General features: G+C 43.4%; 11 protein-coding genes. 4 read left to right on the plus strand and 7 right to left on the minus strand.

Annotation, left to right across the window (positions count from 1 at the left end):
• Positions 1-7: 7 nt before the first annotated feature.
• From D9X91_RS06920 to D9X91_RS06930, 3 genes are all read right to left on the minus strand, one after another.
• Positions 8-1,108 (minus strand): glycosyltransferase, encoded by a 1,101-nt coding sequence (locus D9X91_RS06920; RefSeq protein ID WP_121679846.1) that lies wholly within the window; start codon positions 1,106-1,108, stop codon positions 8-10.
• Positions 1,109-1,194: 86 nt separating this feature from the next.
• Positions 1,195-1,908 carry a WecB/TagA/CpsF family glycosyltransferase gene (locus D9X91_RS06925; protein ID WP_121679847.1) on the minus strand — a complete coding sequence of 238 codons (714 nt, stop codon included), beginning with the start codon at positions 1,906-1,908 and terminating at the stop codon, positions 1,195-1,197.
• Positions 1,909-1,916: 8 nt separating this feature from the next.
• Positions 1,917-3,191, minus strand: a complete 1,275-nt coding sequence (locus tag D9X91_RS06930; protein ID WP_121679848.1) for a nucleotide sugar dehydrogenase — start codon at positions 3,189-3,191, stop codon at positions 1,917-1,919.
• Between the two features lie 203 nt (positions 3,192-3,394).
• Between D9X91_RS06930 and csaB the strand changes: the two genes are divergently transcribed.
• The 3 genes from csaB (at position 3,395) to murJ (ending at position 7,510) form a co-directional block, all read left to right on the plus strand.
• The gene (csaB, locus tag D9X91_RS06935) at positions 3,395-4,507 is read left to right on the plus strand and encodes a polysaccharide pyruvyl transferase CsaB (RefSeq protein WP_121679849.1); all 1,113 of its coding nucleotides are present in this window, start codon (positions 3,395-3,397) and stop codon (positions 4,505-4,507) included.
• A gap of 13 nt (positions 4,508-4,520) precedes the next feature.
• Positions 4,521-5,690 carry a glycosyltransferase family 4 protein gene (locus tag D9X91_RS06940; protein WP_121679850.1) on the plus strand — a complete coding sequence of 390 codons (1,170 nt, stop codon included), beginning with the start codon at positions 4,521-4,523 and terminating at the stop codon, positions 5,688-5,690.
• A 296-nt stretch (positions 5,691-5,986) separates the two neighbouring features.
• On the plus strand, positions 5,987-7,510 hold the full coding sequence (gene murJ / locus D9X91_RS06945) for a murein biosynthesis integral membrane protein MurJ (RefSeq protein WP_121679851.1): 1,524 nt from the start codon (positions 5,987-5,989) through the stop codon (positions 7,508-7,510).
• Between the two features lie 51 nt (positions 7,511-7,561).
• Here the strand turns inward: murJ and D9X91_RS06950 are convergent, their stop codons facing one another.
• The 3 genes from D9X91_RS06950 to D9X91_RS06960 all read right to left on the minus strand — a co-directional run bounded on the left by D9X91_RS06950 (position 7,562) and on the right by D9X91_RS06960 (position 15,529).
• Positions 7,562-9,481: an S-layer homology domain-containing protein gene (locus tag D9X91_RS06950; protein WP_121679852.1), complete on the minus strand. Its 1,920-nt coding sequence runs from the start codon at positions 9,479-9,481 to the stop codon at positions 7,562-7,564.
• A gap of 154 nt (positions 9,482-9,635) precedes the next feature.
• Positions 9,636-11,465: an S-layer homology domain-containing protein gene (locus D9X91_RS06955; protein WP_158598253.1), complete on the minus strand. Its 1,830-nt coding sequence runs from the start codon at positions 11,463-11,465 to the stop codon at positions 9,636-9,638.
• 563 nt (positions 11,466-12,028) lie between these two features.
• Positions 12,029-15,529, minus strand: coding sequence for a S8 family peptidase (locus D9X91_RS06960; protein WP_158598254.1), 3,501 nt, complete (start codon positions 15,527-15,529; stop codon positions 12,029-12,031).
• 185 nt (positions 15,530-15,714) lie between these two features.
• On the opposite strand from D9X91_RS06960, the gene D9X91_RS06965 reads away from it, so the two are divergent.
• Complete coding sequence (locus D9X91_RS06965) at positions 15,715-17,319, plus strand: hypothetical protein (protein WP_121679855.1); 1,605 nt, start codon at positions 15,715-15,717, stop codon at positions 17,317-17,319.
• 430 nt (positions 17,320-17,749) lie between these two features.
• On the opposite strand, the gene D9X91_RS06970 is transcribed toward D9X91_RS06965, so the two are convergent.
• Complete coding sequence (locus D9X91_RS06970; protein ID WP_121679856.1) at positions 17,750-18,730, minus strand: C40 family peptidase; 981 nt, start codon at positions 18,728-18,730, stop codon at positions 17,750-17,752.
• Positions 18,731-18,992: the final 262 nt, after the last annotated feature.

Consider the following 18,992-nt stretch of genomic DNA (forward strand, 5'->3'; position numbering starts at 1 on the left):
AATTTTTTCAATTTATTTTTTCTTTATATACTTTCCAGATAAGTGCGGCCAAATGGTCGAGTGAAAAATGGGAAACGGCATGATCCCGAAGCTTTTCTCCCTTTTCTGTTAAAGTGCCGCTATTCCATTCGTTATATGCGGCATCGATGGCTTTGGCATATGCAGAAGCATCACCGACCGGGACGATCCAGCCCTTATCCCCGCTGTCGATCAACTCATGAACCCCGCCGACATCCGTCGTAATGATAGGCACCTGTTCGTTCGCAGCCTCTAAGAGCACTAACGGAAAGCTTTCACTATAGGATGCCAGCAATGAGAGATCTGAAATTGTGAAAATTTCCTTCACATCTTTGCGGAATCCTGCCAGCGTCACACGATCCTGAAGTTTTAGGTCACGGATTTCCCCTTCTAACTCTTCACGGATAGGTCCGTCGCCGACGAGCAATAAATGGATATTGGGATTATGTAATCGCTTCAATGCGTCGAATACAATTTCGTGTCCTTTCACAGGATGCAGTCTGGCCGTCATTGTCAAAATCATGGCTTGTTCCGGCAGATTCAGTTCTTTCTTTTTATCTAGGGCAGCAGGCAGCGGCTCGGAAAAATCAATTCCATTATAAACCGTTTGAATTTTTTCATCAGGAATCCCGAATTCCATCAAGTTGTCCTTAAATCGCTGAGACACAGCGAAAAAGTAATCGATTTTGCGGATGGCGGATAGGTTCAGTTTGGTGAATACCCATCCTTTTAGTCCGGACTTCATGAAATCAAGCTTCGGATCGCTGTGGATGGTCGTCATCCAGACAGCATTCAGCTTTTTTTTGATCCATGAGGCGAAAAGATTCGCCCGTGGACCATGCGTATGGAGAATATCGAATTTTTCTTCATTGATGAAAGAAACAAGGCGACTTAGAATGCTCAAGTCATAGCGGGAGTTCTGCTTGAATAGCTCAACCCTGACGCCGGCTTGTCTTGCTTCTTCCGCCAATGATCCTTCCTGAAAGACGATCAAGCATACTTGTTCCTTCGGCAGTTTTGATAAGAGGGTGACGACGTGCTTTCGTGAACCGCCCGTTTCTCCGCCGCTTATCATATGAACCACTTTCATTCCATTCCCTCCTAACGAAACGTACCTTTAACATGAATGAAGCTGATCCATGAACCGTTCCTTTCATGCATGGATCAGCTTTAGATTTATTTCGAACGAAGCACCCTTAATAAAAATTTCGGAAGGGCCAGCTGTCTTTTGAATCTTTGCGGCTCCTTCATCAATCGATAAAACCACTCAAGTCCCAAGTTCCGGAAAAATGCAGGTGCCCTTTTCACATGGCCGGCAAATACGTCGAAGCTTCCCCCTACTCCCTGATAGACAACGGGATGAAGCTCATCCATATGCTTTCGGATCCACAGCTCCTGCCTAGGGCTTCCCATCGCGACAAACAAGAGGTCTGCCTTGGCTTCATTGATTTTGTTGACGACTTTCTGTTCATCCTTTTCATAGCCATTTTGAATGCCGGCTATTTGAATCCCTGGATAGGATGCATGGATGTTTTCCGCTGCTTTTTGGACGACCTCTTCCTTTGCACCGTACAAAAAGACTTTTAGACTATCATCGGCAGCAAATTTCAACAGGCGTGCCATCATATCGACGCCGGTCACCCGGGATGAAATGCTGCCTTTTTTCATCTTGGAAGCCAGGAGAATCCCCACTCCATCCGGAATTTGATACGTTGCCCCGTTGATCAAGTTCATCAGCTCCGGATCTTTTTCCGCTGCCATGACCTTCTCAGGGTTGACCGCAATGATCGTGGATTTCTCGCGTGCCTGAATTCGTTTTTTCAAATCAGCTATGATTTCTTCGTAATCCATCGGAGACACATTGACCCCGAAGTACTGTTCTTTTTCCATCGTTATCCCTACTCCTGGATTGCTTTCAAGTTCGTCAAATCTCCGATTCGGTAGATCAGCAACTCTTGAAGATCCGGCACACAATTTTTCGTATCAAAAATGACCGGTGATTTCATTTGCTTGACGAGTGCATCCCCATTTAAGTTTTTAAATTCGTTATGGTCAGCCAATACAAGCACCAAATGTGCCCCATCGATCGCATCTTCGAAAGTATCAAGCTTAAAGGAAACTTGTTCGTCGCGTACATGAGGATCGTAGACGCTGACATGATAGCGTGTGTTGTCCACCAAATCTTTGGCGATATCCAATGCCGGACTTTCGCGGACATCATCAATGTTTCCTTTGTACGTCAATCCGAACACGGCGATTTTTGGATTTTCCAGTTCGCATGTCAAGCGATTCACTTGCTCAATGACAAAATGAGGCATCGAGTTGTTGATTTTTCGTGACGTTTGGATAAGCGGAGATTCCTCCACCGCTTTTTCAACGATGAAATACGGATCGACCGCAAGGCAATGTCCGCCTACGCCAGGTCCCGGCTGGTGAATATTGACGCGTGGATGCTTATTCGCAAGTTCGATCACGTTGTGTGCATTGACGCCTAACTTGGCAGAAATCTTCACAAGCTCATTGGCAAGGGCGATATTGACATCACGGAATGTATTTTCCATCAGCTTGGACATTTCAGCAGTGACGGCTTCCGTCTCGATGACATCCCCTGTGACGACAGCACGGTATACATCCCCTGCTTGCTTCGACGCTTCTGGAGAGATGCCGCCGACGATGCGAGTATTTTCAATCAATTCGATCAAGATCCTTCCTGGAAGGACGCGTTCAGGGCAGTGAGCCAAGTGAACATCGGTATATGGATCGAAACCGTGTTCTTGAATGATCGGTGCTACGACATCATCCATCGTACGCGGCGGTATCGTAGATTCGACAATGACCACATTCCCTTTTTTCAAATAAGGAAGGATTGCTTTCGTCGCATTCACGACGTAGTCGACATTCGCTGTATAATCATCATGAATCGGTGTTGGAACGGCAATGATGAAAGCATCTGCATCCTCTGGAGACGTCGCCCCACGAAGCTTTCCGTTTTCAACGACTTCCTTCACTAGCTCCGGAAGACCGACTTCTTCAATGTGGATTTCACCTTTATTTAATAAATCAATGACTTTTTGATTAACATCTACACCAACTACTTCATAGCCGGCTCTAGCAAAAATAGCAGAAGTAGGCAGCCCAATATAGCCTAAGCCTACGACACAAATTTTCTTCATCGTATATGAACCTCGCTTCAATGGTTTTAAGTTTTTTGCGACAATTTCTTACATAGTATAGCAGATGATAAAAAAGGATGCATCTACTACATTGCTAGTAATAGCTAGTAGTGATAAAATAAAGTTTGATTTTCAGGTGCACTTTGGTCTGCACCTTATTTTTTGTCGGATTTCCGACAATTATTATAAGGAGGAACACTTCTTTGAAATTCGTTATTTCAGGCTTCTATGGTCTTGGAAATACTGGCGATGAAGCCATCCTAGAGGCGATCATTGATAATTTAAGAGATGAATTTGATAATCCAGAAATTACCGTTTTCTCACTATCACCGGAGCAAACGGCAAAGGAACATAATGTAAAATCCGTGTATCGAGCATGGAGACATGATAATAAAGGGAAAATAAAGGCATTAAAAGAGGCTGACCTGCTTATCAGCGGGGGCGGCGGTCTCCTACAGGATTCCTATCCAACCAAGTTTTTATTCGGTCCCCTTCCTTATTATTTGCTCATTGTTTTATTGGCAAAGCTTTGCGGGACAAAGGTCATGTTCTTTTCCCAAGGGATCGGCCCCGTCACTTCCACTTGGGGCAAGATTTTGATGAAAATGGCCAATATGGCTGACTTCATTACCGTCCGCGACCAATATTCCAAGGATTTGGTCCATAAACTAGGCGTCAATAAACCGGAAACCGTGGTTACATCCGATATTGTCTTTGCCTTTAAACCAAAGCCGGACGACTCTTGCTTCAAATCTCTTCCATTAAAAGGGGATGAGAAACTCGTCGCTGTGTCAGTGCGTCCTTGGTTCGACCAGGTGAAACAGTTCGAGCAGGTGGGACAAATTCTGGACTATATTATTGAAGAAAAAAATGTGACCCCTGTTTTTGTTCCGATGGAAGGCCATCATGATAAAAATGCCAGCGAACGGGTAATGAAACATATGAAGCATGCGGATCGCTGCCTGATGCTTGGGACAGACTATACGCCAAACCAATACTTGAACTTTATCGGAAATTGCAATTTGACGATTGGCATGAGGCTGCATGCATTAATCTTTTCTACTTTAATGGGCGTGCCTCATATCGGGTTGAGCTATGATAAAAAGGTAGAAAGCCTGCTGAAGCGCAGCGGGATGTGGGATTATTCCGCAGTCCTCGAAGAAATCGACGTCGAGGAATTGAAAAAGAATGCTGTCCATCTATTGGACAATCATAGTGAAATGTCTCAGTTGGTTAAGGGCAATTCAGAAAATATGCGTCAGGAAGCATTGCGAAATATTACGCTTTTAAAAGAAAACTTTGTGAAAAATCGATAGGAGGTTTCACCCTATGAAAGTATTAATAGCAACGGCCTATGACTACCCTCATGCCGGCGGTTTGTCGACGCACGTAACAACCTTAAAAGCAGGGCTTGAATCATTGGGCCATGAAGTGGATGTCCTTTCATTTTCAAATGTGCCTCCAACACTTCGAAAAGTTTATGCACAGGGCCCCAGCTTCCTTTTGAATAAAGTGAAAAAAGGAAAGGGAATCGTCTGGTCACATAATGTGCGTAAAAAAATGTTGAAAGCCTTGATCGAAAAGAACCGTCATAAACAGTACGATATCATCAACGCCCAGGATCCTTTCACGGCACTTGCCGCTATTGAAACAGGAATCCCGACCGTCGCTACCGTACATGGCTATATGACATTTGAATCGATCAGCAAAGGCTCCATGGATGAAGGAAGCCAGGAAGCCAATTATATGAAGGAAATTGAACGGAAGGCTTATAAAGGTGCACGTAAGATCATCACCGTCGACCAACGCCTGAAGGATTATGTGAAAGATGAATCCGGGATCGAAGCAACCGCAATCCGGAACTTCATCGACATCCATAACTTCAAGCCTGATAAAGATAAAAAAGCGGAATTCCGCCAAAAGCATCAAGTCTCTCAGGACGACGAAGTATTATTTGTCCCTAGACGATTGACAAAAAAGAACGGCGTCATCTATCCGGCCATGGCTATGTCGAGGATTCTTGAAAAGCATCCGAATGCGCATTTGATTTATGCCGGCAGCGGAGAAGCGATGAATGAAATTAAAAGAATCGTGGAAGAAAACAAGCTGCAGAAAAACGTGACATTGCTTGGTGCGATCCCTCACGACCAAATCAAAGAATATTACGCACTGTCCGATATTGTGTTGGTGCCAAGCGTCCATTCTGCAGGGGTCGAGGAAGCGACATCGATTTCGGCTCTTGAAGCAATGGGCTCAGGCTCGCCGTTGGTTGCATGTGCCGTCGGTGGGCTGAAGGAAATCGTCAACCATGAAGAAGATGGTCTGCTGGTGGAAGAAAAGAATGTAGAGGAATTGGCGGAAGCCGTCATTGAGCTTCTTGACGATCCGGCCAAGGGTGAACGCTTCGCAGATCGTGCCCGCACGAAGATCGAAGAAGAATATTCGCACATTGCCGCTGCACAAAAATATGAATCCATTTATAAAAGTGCATTAAAATAAATTAAAACTGAAGTAAGGCATATGCCTTGCTTTCGTTTTATTTTTAAACTTTTGGCTCTTTTCGTAAAGTTTGTTGCTATTCATCAAAGATTTCGTTAGGTTGATTTCTGCTGCTGGATACTCTTACCTTCCGCTCCAACCAACATCATATGATGAGTTATTCTAACAGTTAAAAACAATAAGCTTTTAGAAAAGAGCCTATATTTTCGGCTCTGGAAGGTTTATCTTGATCGGAAAGCCCTTCTTTCTCCGATCATTAATATCCAACAGAGCCATACTTAAGAAGGTGCTTACTTATGTCGAGCTTAAAGAAAACGGCCATTTGGATTACCTTGCTCGCCCTAGTCTTGAAGCTTTCCGGTTTCTTGCGCGAAAGCATCATGACGAAGCAGTTCGGCGCAACCCACTATACGGATGGATATTTATTGGCCTTTACTTTCATTACTTTGGTCGTTGCCATGATACAAATTGGCTTTAATAATGTCTTTTTGCCGCTGTACAAGAAAAATCTACTTGCAAATCCCGATCGCGCGGAACAGAATGCCAACGGGATCTTGAACTTCACCGCGCTGCTATTCTTGACTGTTTCTTTAGTGGGTGCACTCTTCGTCCCCTATTTTGTCCCGTTCATCTATGGACATATGCATCCGACTACAGAAGCTGTCGCAGTCAAAACGACAAGAATTTTCTTTATTTTCTTGACGTTGATTGCGATTACCGGCATCTTGGATTCATATCTCCAAGCCAAGAGAAGCTTTGTTCCATCGCAGATTTCCAAGCTGATGGCCACCTTCATGGCCGCCATCTTCGCTTTGCTATTTTCGAATGTATGGGGAATTTACAGTTTGGCTTACGGGTTTATCCTCGGTACGTTTTTGGGGGTCGTGGTCCAATTCTATTATTTGCTCAAGACCGATTATGTGTGGAAACCGACCCTTTCAATCGATAAAGATTTCCGTAAATCATTCATCGTGTTGATCATCCCGGCCCTATTGAATTCTGTTGTCGGCCAAGTAAACATGTTTGTGGATAAAATCTTCTCCTCGAGCAGCATCGGAGGGGCCGTTACGTATTTAAACAATGCATCATTGATTGTCAGCATTCCGAACGCGATTTATGCGACAACGATTGCCGCCATCATTTTCACCTTATTATCAGAGCAAATCGAGCATAAAAAGAAGTTCCAGGATACATTTTTCATGGGAATGGAAATATCCTTCGTCACATTGGCTCCGATCGCAGCCGGGTTGTGGATTGTCGGAGATTCAGCGATTGCATTCATTTATCAGCATGGACACTTCACGGCATCCGATACGAACAATACGTACGTCGCCCTGCTCAACTATCTGCCATTGATTGTGACCCAGGGGCTGCAGTTCATCGTGTCCAAGTCGATGTATGCCAGGGGAAAAACGGCGGTTGTCCTGCGCATCAGCTTGACGACCATCATATTGAACGTAATCTTGGATTATCTATTATTCCATCGATTGGGCTACCCCGGACTTGCACTCGGAAGCTCCATCGTATCGGTTTACTTCCTGGTCGTATCAGCCATCGTCGTTTATAAAGACTTTGACAAAGGTGAATCAAACCGTTTATGGTCGTTGATCATCCGTGTCATGATCCCGACGCTGATCATGGCTGTGCCGCTCTATTTCCTAAAGGTACTGACACCGATCGGCGGAATGTACTCCCTATTCCAGCTGCTGATTTTGGTGCCGATCGGAGTGATCCTTTATACCGTCTCCCTTCGCATCATCTACCGCGAAGGCTTCAACCGCCTCCTCGGCATCTTGAAAAAGAAAAAAAACGCAGCCTAAAAATAAGCATGGCCCCCAGGCGCCTGTCACCTGGGGGCCATGCTTATTTTGTTATTTTGCTACTGGAATTTCGTCGACAAATTCTCCATAAATGTATGCATCGGTGTAATCCTTCAAATCAGAAATCGTTTTGATCCAAGTGCCATCGGACTGCTTGGATTCTTCCATCATGACGACTGGCGCACCTGATTTAGCATACGTGAATTCTGCCGGCAAGGATGTATTCGGCTGTTGTCGAACATTCAGACCGCCAGTATTGGTCAAGCCAAGTTTGTATTTAGGGTCCTGATTCTTTAGATAATTATCTGCTCGATACATGTATCCAGCAATCTTTTGACCCCAGTATGGATCGGATGCGTATTTCACATTCAGTCCAACTGATTTATTTCCGGAAACGGCTCCGTTATCATAGCCGCCATTTGGATTGACATATTTGCTTGATAGTCTTTCAGCTTGATAGAGAATGCACTCTTCAAAAGATTTAAATGTTTGAGCACTGTTGTAGGCATCGCCGTCATATGCCCTGATGCCAAACAGATTGAATTTATCCTGCGCAATGCTGCTCAAACCGAAGTTGCTTTCATGAATGGCATTCGCTAGTAAAAACAGCGCATTGATGTGATACATTTCTTCTGCTTTTTTAAAGGCAGCCCCTTGTGTTTTCAACGGACTGTCTGCTTTTACAGAGTCTACATATTGATTCAACTGGTCCGCTGTATACGTGGTCGTCGTACGTATTGGAAGGTAGTTAAAGTATTGATACGCTTCACCGGCCTTCGTCCCATTGGCATTCAGGAAAATATGACCGTCCCAGCTGTAATAATTCACTCCCGGTGTCATGAATGCAGGAGCTTTACCGAAAATATAGGAAACGTATTTGTCAGCGCTCGGTGTATAAATATGATGCACCAGGCTGCCATTTTCGGCTGTGTAATACGACTGTCCTTTTTTCATTGCATCTGGAATCAAAGTAACAGCCGTCTGTTTCACATAACCGATAGTATCCGCAACCTGCACTTTTACTTTTTCTCCGTCCGCATCCAAATATTTCATTTCGGTTTGAGGAACGACATACGTCAATTGTTTGCTCAAGTTTTCATCATAAAGGATGGTCGTGGCACTGTCGGTTGTCGCCTTCGCCACAGCAATCCCCGACTTCATTTTGACAATATTATTTTCACCTGTACCCTGAGTTACCACTTGAGTGTTTGGTGATGTAATTGCTGAAGCTGCAGAATCCATGCTTGCATATGTCCTGCTGCTGTATTTTAATTCACCGTTATCAATCGTTGCGATTTTAAAGCTGTATGTATCAGTTGGCGGCTGTTCTTCTTCCTCCTGCTGTTTCGCAACATTCAACATCCTGGATAGCATCGCGGCTGCCTGGTCGCGCTGTGCATATTTCTTAGGCTGGAAGCTGAACGAACCATCAGAATTCTGAATACCGTTGATGATTTCACTCCCCACACATACCATAACGGAAGCCCTGGAAATGGATGAAGGGAACTCATTTAAATCGGCGAAGTTTAATGCTGCCGGTGTTTGATCAAGCGCTAAATAGTCCATCGCACCTGCAATCATGTTCGCCATCTGTTCACGCGTAATTTTATCATTAGGCCTGAATGTCTTGTCCCCATATCCTGTTATAAGCCCAGCCGCTGCAGCACTATTGATTCCTGCGGCAAGCTTGGAATCTGGTGCAACATCCGGGAAGTTCGTCAATGAATTGGCATCCGGAAGCTTAAGTGCTCGGGATATAAAAGTAGCAAACTCTCCCCTTGTCACATCATTCTTTGGTTTATAAACACCTTCACTGTAACCTTGAATGACGCCTTGGGCGATCATATCACGCATCTCTTTTTCAAGCGTAATGCCAGTAATATCATCGGAAGCGGCATAAGCCGACTTGCCTTGAAAACCGCCCATTATGACAAGCAGCGCTGCCATAATTAATAAAAATGGTTTTTTCATGTCGAATCCTCCTGTAAATTCCTGTCGTCTCCACCTACTATTCTACCAAATTTTATCTCGATTTCTATATAGTATTTTAGTAGGTAATATTTTGACAATTTCAGGAGAATAAAAAAACCGACCTGGACTTTCAGGTCAGTTTTAAAGACGAGTGTCATTTAATGATCGGCAATAGTTTTGTATTATCGCTTCGAATATAGGCAGTCGTATAATCGATTGAATCGGATAACGTTTTGTACCAAATGCCGTCACTTTCTTGGATTTCATCTAAAATGACGAACGGCGCCCCTCTATAATGATAGGTGAACTGGGCAGCCAATTCTGTATTTGGCGATTTTCTTACATTGATAAAATCTGTGACGGATTCCGCCACTTGGTATTGACCAAAATCTTTTTTGCCTAATGCTGCATCGATACTGTACATGACACCGGCAATTTTTTCTCCCCAATAAACATCCCCCGAATATTGGACATTAAGCCCCCTTGCCTTATTGCCCAATATCGCTCCCAAAGCATACGTACTGGTTGGGTTGATGTAATCAGCGTTGATCATGGAGGCATATTGATCGATGCAATCTTCGAAAGAATCATAATAAGAAGCATGCTCATATGGATTTTCATCATGGGCACCGATGCCAAAGATATTATGTTTATCCACTGCGATCCTGCTTGTTCCATAGTCACTTTCGATGATTGCATGGGAAAGCATGAAAAGAGCATTCACCCTGTATTTTTGTTCCGCTTTCTTAAATTCCTCGCCAAGATTGGCTAATGGGCTGTCCGGTTTGACTTGGGAAACATATTGATTGAGTTCTTCAGCTGTGTAATTCGTTGCCGTCCTCAATGGCAATACATCAAAATACTGATAGCCTTTTCCTGCTACTGTGCCTGAGGCGTCCATGTAGGTGTATCCATCTTGGCTATAATATTTGGCACCAGACGCCATGAAGCTTGGTGCCTTCCCGACAATCGCTGTATCTTTTGCTCCGCTCAGCGGTTTGTAAAAGTGATGATACAGCTGCCCGCCGCTTACTTCATAATAAGATTCGTCCTTCTTCATCTGTGAAGGAACCAGCTTAACTGAATCATGCTTTACATAGCCCGTTTTCCCTGCAATTTCAATTTTCACCTTATTTTCATCTGCATCCACGTATTTAAGTTCAGCCTGGTCTGTGACGTATGTGATCTGCGATTTCATATCCTCGCTATAAACAATGGCCATTCCGGTCGGCACGGCAATACCAGAGGTCACCTTAAAGACTTGGCCATTGACCAGCATCACGTCAGAAGCATCATTCATTGCAATTTTCGCATCCGTAAATGTTTTATACGATTTGCCTGTCAATTTAAGTTCACCATTTTGTACTGTGGCTAGCTGATATTGGCCAGAAACAGCGTTAAGCATGCGATAAATGACTGCCGCTGCCTGTTCCCGTGTCGCATTGCTTTTGGGTTCAAAGCGGAATGTCCCATCACTGTTCGGAATTCCATTGATGATTTTATAGTGAACATTGACCATCACAGCTTTTTTAACGGATGATGGGAGTTGGCTACTGTCAGAAAATGAAATTGGCTCGGTAGTCTGTTCAACGTTTTTATAGTTAAGCGCCCGACCGATCATGACAGCCATTTGCTCTCGGCTGATCGTATCGTTCGGACCGAACCTTCCATCTGTATACCCCGTTACGATCCCGGCTTTGCTTGCCGCATAAATTCCTGGAGCGAGCTTCGATCCACTTGCCACGTCCTTAAAGGAACCTGTACCCGCAGGAAGTTTTAAAGCCCGGGAGATAAAGGTCGCAAACTCTCCCCTTGTTACATTCTTCTTTGGCATATAGTCCCCGTTCTCATTCCCTTGCATAATTCCCATGTCAATGACAGCCTGCAATTCTTCTCCTAAAGCCGTTTTGGCAGAAACAGCTGAAGGTAGGTATGTACTTACCACGAGAAGAAACGCAATGACTGTAAATACAGCTTTTTTCATCATGTACCCCCTATGAATTCATTCTCCTATCATCCTACCATAATATGGATTTTGGTGCATAGGTTTAATAGATACCATAAAAAAGAGGCCCAAAGTATGACCTCTTCTGGATTAATCTTGTTAATCTAATTTTTGCAGGGTCCCCTACTCCCTTTTCCCGCCGGGATCTAAGGCTTTCGTTTTAATCAACAGCCTTAAACAACCAAAAACAACAATAAGCTTTCAAATAGCCTACACATTTGATCTGAGAGTTTCAAAAGTTGATTCGCTTAGAGAAATAGTCTTCGTTTTGAGACTCAATTTATTTCGTTATTATGGTTATAAGGCTCATCAACTATCATTGAGACATGATTCGGCCATTTTCCTACGAAAGATGGTCTCATACCTTTCTTTTGAGACCGATTTGGCTCGTTTTTATCGAAACTTGGTCCCACTCTACCTCTGAGACCCGATTTGGTCTTTTCCTTCCGAAAACTGGTGCCATACGATTCCTTTAGGACCTAATTTTGTCCTTTCCCCTCGAAACTCCTCCTCTTACCAGTTTGCGTCAGCAGCCCGTATCCTTACTTGCCAAAATAAACCTTCAGCAAATACGGATCGATCGAGGAGTTCCCAGCTGCATCCCGGACTTTGATTTGGTAGCTTCCTTTATTCAGTGGAAGCGATATGATTTCATCATCGCCTGATGGGTAATAATCCGCTTCTTTTATCAGTTTGCCATTCTGATAGATGGAAATCGTACCGTCCACCTCCATGCCGGTTATTAGACGGATTTTCACATTGGATTTCTTCGGAACCGCTATCCCGTACCAATCCTCGTCACCATACGGGACGCCGCTGTTTAAATAGCCTGCCTTCGTGTATAATCTGCTCGTTACTTTGTTTAATTTCAGTGGTTTGTTTGACGAATTATTTTTAATGACAGCCCCTTTATCTTCATCCTTTTCATTTACCGGACTGAAATGAAACTTATACGGCGTGAGTGTGAATGGCAGATCACTGTCAAGGTAGCCCGATACGACAACAAAATAATGCTTTCCTTTCTCCACTTTTACGGAGCCGTACGTAAAGCCTTCCGCCGTAATATGATCGACGACTTGGACCGTTTGGTTTTCTTCTTCATCAAGCTTATGGTTGTTGTTGACATCCTCGAGCACAGCTGCCACCCCATAAAATGGAGCGAACAAGTCGGAAGGAAATTTGTCCTTCAAGCTTTTCACTGCTGTTCCCCTATCAATCGTCACACCCATGATGGCTTCTTTCTGAGCGGTATAATAATACATGTCCTGATCATTGGCTTTTGCAAAGTTTGCTGTAAATGAAGCACCTGGAAGGTTCTTGGCATCCTGAAATTCGTCATTTGATTCATATCGGTCCAATACATTACCGGCAGCCTTCTTTGATGTGATGGAATACCCGTCAAATGGCAGGGAACCTGAGATATAGTCAAATGTGATTTTGACAAAGTATTGTTTTCCTTGTTCAAGCACTGTATATAAAACTGGGGAAACTTCTGCATTGGACCAGCCCCGACGGACATTCTCCCCAACCAGCTGTAAATAAGGCGCTGCATCTTCTTCATCTTCATGGGGCTGAACAAGTTGATAAATTTCCACCAGCGGACGTTCGCTTGAAGATGGATTGATATTGAATTGATACAGCCCTGATTCATCTGCTCCGATCTGCAGCCAATCCTCATCATCCCGGGATTGAAGATATCCTGATGCTTCATCCCCTAACTGATAATCCATCGCTTGATCTTGCAGCATCTGGACGAAGTCTGCTTCTGGATTGGTTTCTTCCATATTAGATTGTGAGGCTATCTTTATCCGCTGCGTGGCCAACCCTTTTTCCCCTGGATTGTCCATACCATCATCGCCAGCAGCTCCATCATAAGGAAATACATCCTCATCTTCAGGCACTACCTTTCCTTCGATCTTCAGCGAATACGGGTTAAGTGATGATGATGCCTCTACCTTTTCCATTTGCGGATTTTGATAATAGTCATACCCTCCAAAATAATCATTCGGGTTGTTGGATGCCTTCACATAATAATCCATATCCGGGTCCGCACGGAAAACAAGTGTTTCCCCTTCACCGATGCCTTCGGAGTTTTGATAATAAAGAGGTTCGATACTATGTTCTTCCATTCCCATGTCTGCTTTTTCCGCCATTCCTTCATCAGGGAGCGCGTCATTTCCAAGCCCAAGCTGTTCTGCAGTGAACACACTAAGGTTAGAATCCACCCCGGCTACACCTGATAAATTGACTTTGACCATTTGTGATTCCTTCACTGTTAAATGAAAATAATCATCGTCGCCGTCATCCTTCAAAAAATGCAATGGTGTGCTTGCGCTATTATATGGTAGATTTTCAACTTCAATCGGAGTTTCCAGGCTGGATTCATCCTCTAACTCTTGATTATTTACCGATACATTCAATTGATATTGAGACTTTCTCGCTTTCGAATCATCATAGCGGCCATTCACGTCATTGACACTGATGAGCAATGTCCCAGAAAAAGGCGCCTTGATCATTTTGCCTTCTTCCTTTCCTTCCCTGACATCATTGACCTTGACCGTCTGATCTTGATCATTCGAGACGAAATGGAGTTCCATCTTATAATCATATTGCTGTGAGCAGCTCAAATTCACTTGGATTTGCTGCCCTTCTTTTACATCCATCTTATAAAGCTTCTCATCGAAAGGTTTTACAAACGCCCCTTTCTCGACAGCAGCTCCTTTCAACGGAACGGCTCTCTTGATCTTTTCTGCCACACTTGATTTATTGTTCAATAATGAAGGGATATTCTTGGTATTAAATTTCAATGCTTTGACAAGGTTAATCAATCCATACCCGTATTTCACATCAAATCCCTTTGCCCCTAAATCATCGGCCGTATGCTCTAAAATATATTCCACCTGTGCAGGGGACAGCTTCGGATATTTTGACAACAACAGGGATGCAGCCCCAGAAACGACCGGAGCGGCCATTGATGTCCCGCTCATGCTCGCAAATGTTGATTTTTTTTCATAGTCATAAAGCGTGCTGTATATATCCTCACCAGGCGCCACTAAATCTACGGAAGGACCATAGGAAGAAAAGTCGGATAGCTGCTTTTGGCTATTAACGGATCCTACGCTGATCACACCTTCGTAGGCAGCAGGGTAATCGACTGTTTCATCTCCAGAGTTTCCTGCTGCTGCAACAACGACGATATTCTTCTTGATTGCCTCTTCCACCGCCTCCCTGATGATCGGAGAATCGACCGGCCCGCCGAGACTTAAGTTAATAATATTCGCCCCTTTTTTCACAGCTGTCAGAATCCCTTGGGCAATGGAGAAATCACTTGCACCCCAGCTTCGGTTGAAGACGTCGATCGACAGGATTTTCACATTCGGATTGATCCCAAACCCGCCAATCCCATTATCCTTCTTCGCTGCGATGATCCCTGCCACATGGGTCCCATGAAAATCCGGCATTCCCTGATTCATTGGATTGACGGCATTATAGCTTGGCAGGAGGTTTGATGCCAATTCAGGGTGATTCGGATCGACTCCCTGGTCGACGACTGCAACGACTACCTTGTTCTTTCCTGCCAGCTTTTGTGCTTCAGAGGTGTGGAGCATTTGATGCATATACTGAATATCCGCTTTTGGATCGCCGATTGATAGAGGAGTATACATCGCACTTGGCTTCACCGATACGGTTTTTGCGCTTTTTTGAAAGTAAAGGATGCTATTTTGAAACTTGCTTTTATCAAGTACCTTGACGATTGCATAGTTCAATTCAGGCACGACCTGAAGCAGCTGCGTCCCCGCTTTTGTGTACTCCCCATAAGAAAATGGCCTCGTATATTTGATTACCAGCGTATCGTCACTGATAGCTTGATGATCTTTATTATATTGGTTTCCTGCTACCAATGGATTTTTCTCCAATAATGAAGCCGCTTGATAGGTTTCGCTTCCTTTTGCCAAAACATTTTGCGGTATATTGTTCACCCCGCTAACAGCAATTCCTGCCGACAACCCGGCAGCCATTAAACCCCTAGTCCATTTATTCAACATAGATCCCCCTGAAAATGGTATATTTTTCTATCATTCTCTAATTCTATTCATCCACTCATTGAAAAGCAATATTGCATTTGTTACATATTCGTTAAATTTTCGCTATGATTTGACATTTTCAGCCTTTATAATAGGATGGGAAAGTAGTTTAACAGCTTTTGTAAAAAGAAAGAGGTTTTTGCATGTTTCACAAAAAAAGGACTCTCATCATTGCCGCCGTTTTATTTTGCTCACTCATCACAGGGATTTACTATTTCAAAGAAAAACCAGGTATCATTAAGCTGAAAGAAGATCTTACATTATCAGTGAATCACCCTTGGACCCAATATAAAAAAGTAGAGAGCCACCACAAAAGCTATGATGGGATCACAGACGATCAAACCGTTTTCATGATCAAAAAGTGGGGGCAAAAAATCGGCTATCTTTCGATTACCAAAAGGACCCTTCCAAATAAGGATTTGATGGTATTTGAAAGAATGCGATTTTTAAAGAATGAGCATTCATTTGAATCAACAATTAAAATAGGATCAAACACGATAAAAAGAATCACCTTTACTGATTGGAACAAAAAAAAGAAGCTGCTTACCCATCATGAAGATTTCGGAGAGGATCCGACCTCTAATCCAGACGGGTTATACCATCTGTCCTCTTCCAATCAAGATTATGAAATGATCATGGGGAAAACATTCACATCGAAGGAAATGAGCAAATCCTATCAAGATGGCCACGTGAGCAAACTGCGGAATCTCGTATCTGAAGAAAAGACGACAGCCGCCAAAGGTAATGCAATTTCCCAAGATTTTACCGGAAGCCAAAATGATGTCGTGGAATCATGGTTTATGTTAAGTGATAAAAAGCTCTTCAAGGATTCAGATATTGAAAAAGATTGGATTTCCTTTTGTTTGGCCAATCCAACCAAAACAAATAATTGGTTCACTGAGAGTGGACCATACAATAAACTTCCATGGTCGATCGAACCTTTTACGAAACTAGGATACGGCCGAAATTTAGGACGATTCCAGGATCGTGAAGCACTAGATTGGTATAATCGAACGAAAGAAAGATTCTTCTACAATCTCACCTTGAACTCCTATGCAGATTTGCTTACATACAGAGAAGACAAGGAGACGGTTCATTGGGAGACGGAATATACGAGCACTTGGCTGAAAAAGGCGTACGGAACGACAGCACCATATGTGGATACTCGCCACAATGAATATATATCACTGTTCCTATCGGATGTGAGCAAAGAATTTCAGATCGGGAATTCAGAAAGCTATATTCAGCAGTATGCCGATTACCTGATTCAGCAGGTCAAAAAAGGGAATACGATTCCTGTAGATAACGGCTATTTGATCCGTGATTATTATAGCCCATATGTCAAAGTCGAAAATCATACCCACGCATCGCTCAATCATGAGCTCGGCGGTCTGAATATGCTGCTTCGTGCATACAGGAATACAAATGATCAAAAGTACTATGAAACCGCCATGAACATCCTTGGCGCAATCGATGATCTCGGAAGCGACTGGATCCGCGATAACGGCGACCTTTGGTATCAAGTGAATAACGATCATGAATTTACCGGCGGGGATTATGAGCAGTTGACCTTGATTGATCTCCTAAACACCCAGGAGAATTTAAAAAAATCCGGACTTTCGGCCAACGCAACGTTGGAAAAGCTGATCCACTCTAAAATTGAGTACTTGGCAAGTGCCAACAAAGCACTTCTTCCTACGGTTGTGAACTTAATGAAGGATGATGAAAAAACAGAGGCGTTCTCGTAGGAGACGCCTCTGTTTTTATTTGGAAACATGATGTTCTGCGTGAAATAGACTTTTGAGCGGATGTAGTTAAGAGGTTCGTTCGATGGTTTATCTTGGAAATGAGCAAGTTTTCTCACAGTAATGATCATTTCTCTTTAGCAAACCGCAAAGAAATATCCCATTAACGCTGAAAATCAACAAATCCTGTTTTAAACATGGCATTTAAACAATGAACAGATATATATATCGGCCGTTTTTCACCGGATATCAGCCGGAATTTTCATATATCGGCCAAAATTGTGAAATATCAGCCGATTTGAGCCATATATCGGCCAATCGACAATATTTCACAATTTTCGCCGAACTACCACTTCAAAACGAACCAAGCTCACTCTTCAAACCAACCGCAAAGCACACAAAAAGCGGCTTTCTCGGGAAAGCCGCTTTTACATTAAAATTTTGAATTGTAGACTGCTGCTGAGAAGTCAGCCCTTGTCGCATTTGATGCACCACGGAAATTATCTGTTTTGTACATCGTTGTTTTATCCAGGTAGTATAGGGATACGATGGCGTCGTATGCCCAGCTGCTTGGCGCCACATCCTGGTAGACATTACTTGCCTGTGTAACACCTGTTTTCTCTTCCGTCTTGAAGGCACGGTCCAGAATCACCGCCATTTGGGCTCTGGAAAGATATGCACCAGGTCTGAAAGTTCCGTCCGGGAATCCTTGAATGATTCCTGTTTCTTTAATCGCTGCGATGTCAGCGGCAAATGTCGAGCCAGTTGCCACATCAGGGAATGAGTGAAGGTCGTCCGCTTTCAGCTTTAAGATTCGATTTACGATGGCTGAAGCTTGTCCGCGTGTCACCGGATTATTAGGTCTGAATTCATCATTTGCAAAACCGTTGATGATGTTTTTGCTATTCAATACTTTGATTGCTTCGTATGCTGGATGGTCTGTCGGCAAATCTGTGAACAAGCCATTTGAGATTTGAGAAAGACGCTTTCCGTATACAAATCGTGGTCCCCAGTACACATTGCTTAGTGAGTCGATCTTAACCCCGCTGCTTGATGTTGCACTGATAAATTGATTGTTGCCTATGTATATACCAGAGTGTGAAACTCCTGCTTTATATGTATCTGCGAAAAAGACAAGATCACCAGGTTGAAGATTTGCCTTCGCTACCTTTTCACCGACCGTCGCTTGATCGCTTGACATCCTTGGCAGCGTAATGCCGAAATGGCTGTATGTATAGTACAAAAATCCTGAACAATCGAACCCATGCGGGCTGGTTCCACCGAAAACATATGGTACGCCTATGTATTTCTTTGAATAATCTACGATGTCGGATCCTGATGCTGCTTCAGCATTATGAAATGGAAGCAAGAGCAGTAATAAAGCTGGGATTAATAGTTTGATTATCTTCTTCATTTTTCCACCTCGAGTAATTTCTACAACGTTCGCTATAATCTAGTAAAATCTTATCAAATTTTTTAGACAATTTTCATTACGATTGTATTACATTTCGGTTACATAGGTTTATTTTTGTGAAAATTGAATAAATATTAGGTTTTAAAGGGTAGAATTTACTAGAAAAAGTGGAAGAACTTAGAAATAGCTTTGGAAATTTGATAAATTGTTAAGGATGAAACCGCAGAGAGGACGGGAATCTCTATTTCCGATTCAGGGCGCT

The sequence above is a fragment of the Falsibacillus albus genome, assembly GCF_003668575.1.
GTDB classification, from domain to species: Bacteria; Bacillota; Bacilli; order Bacillales; family DSM-25281; genus Falsibacillus; species Falsibacillus albus.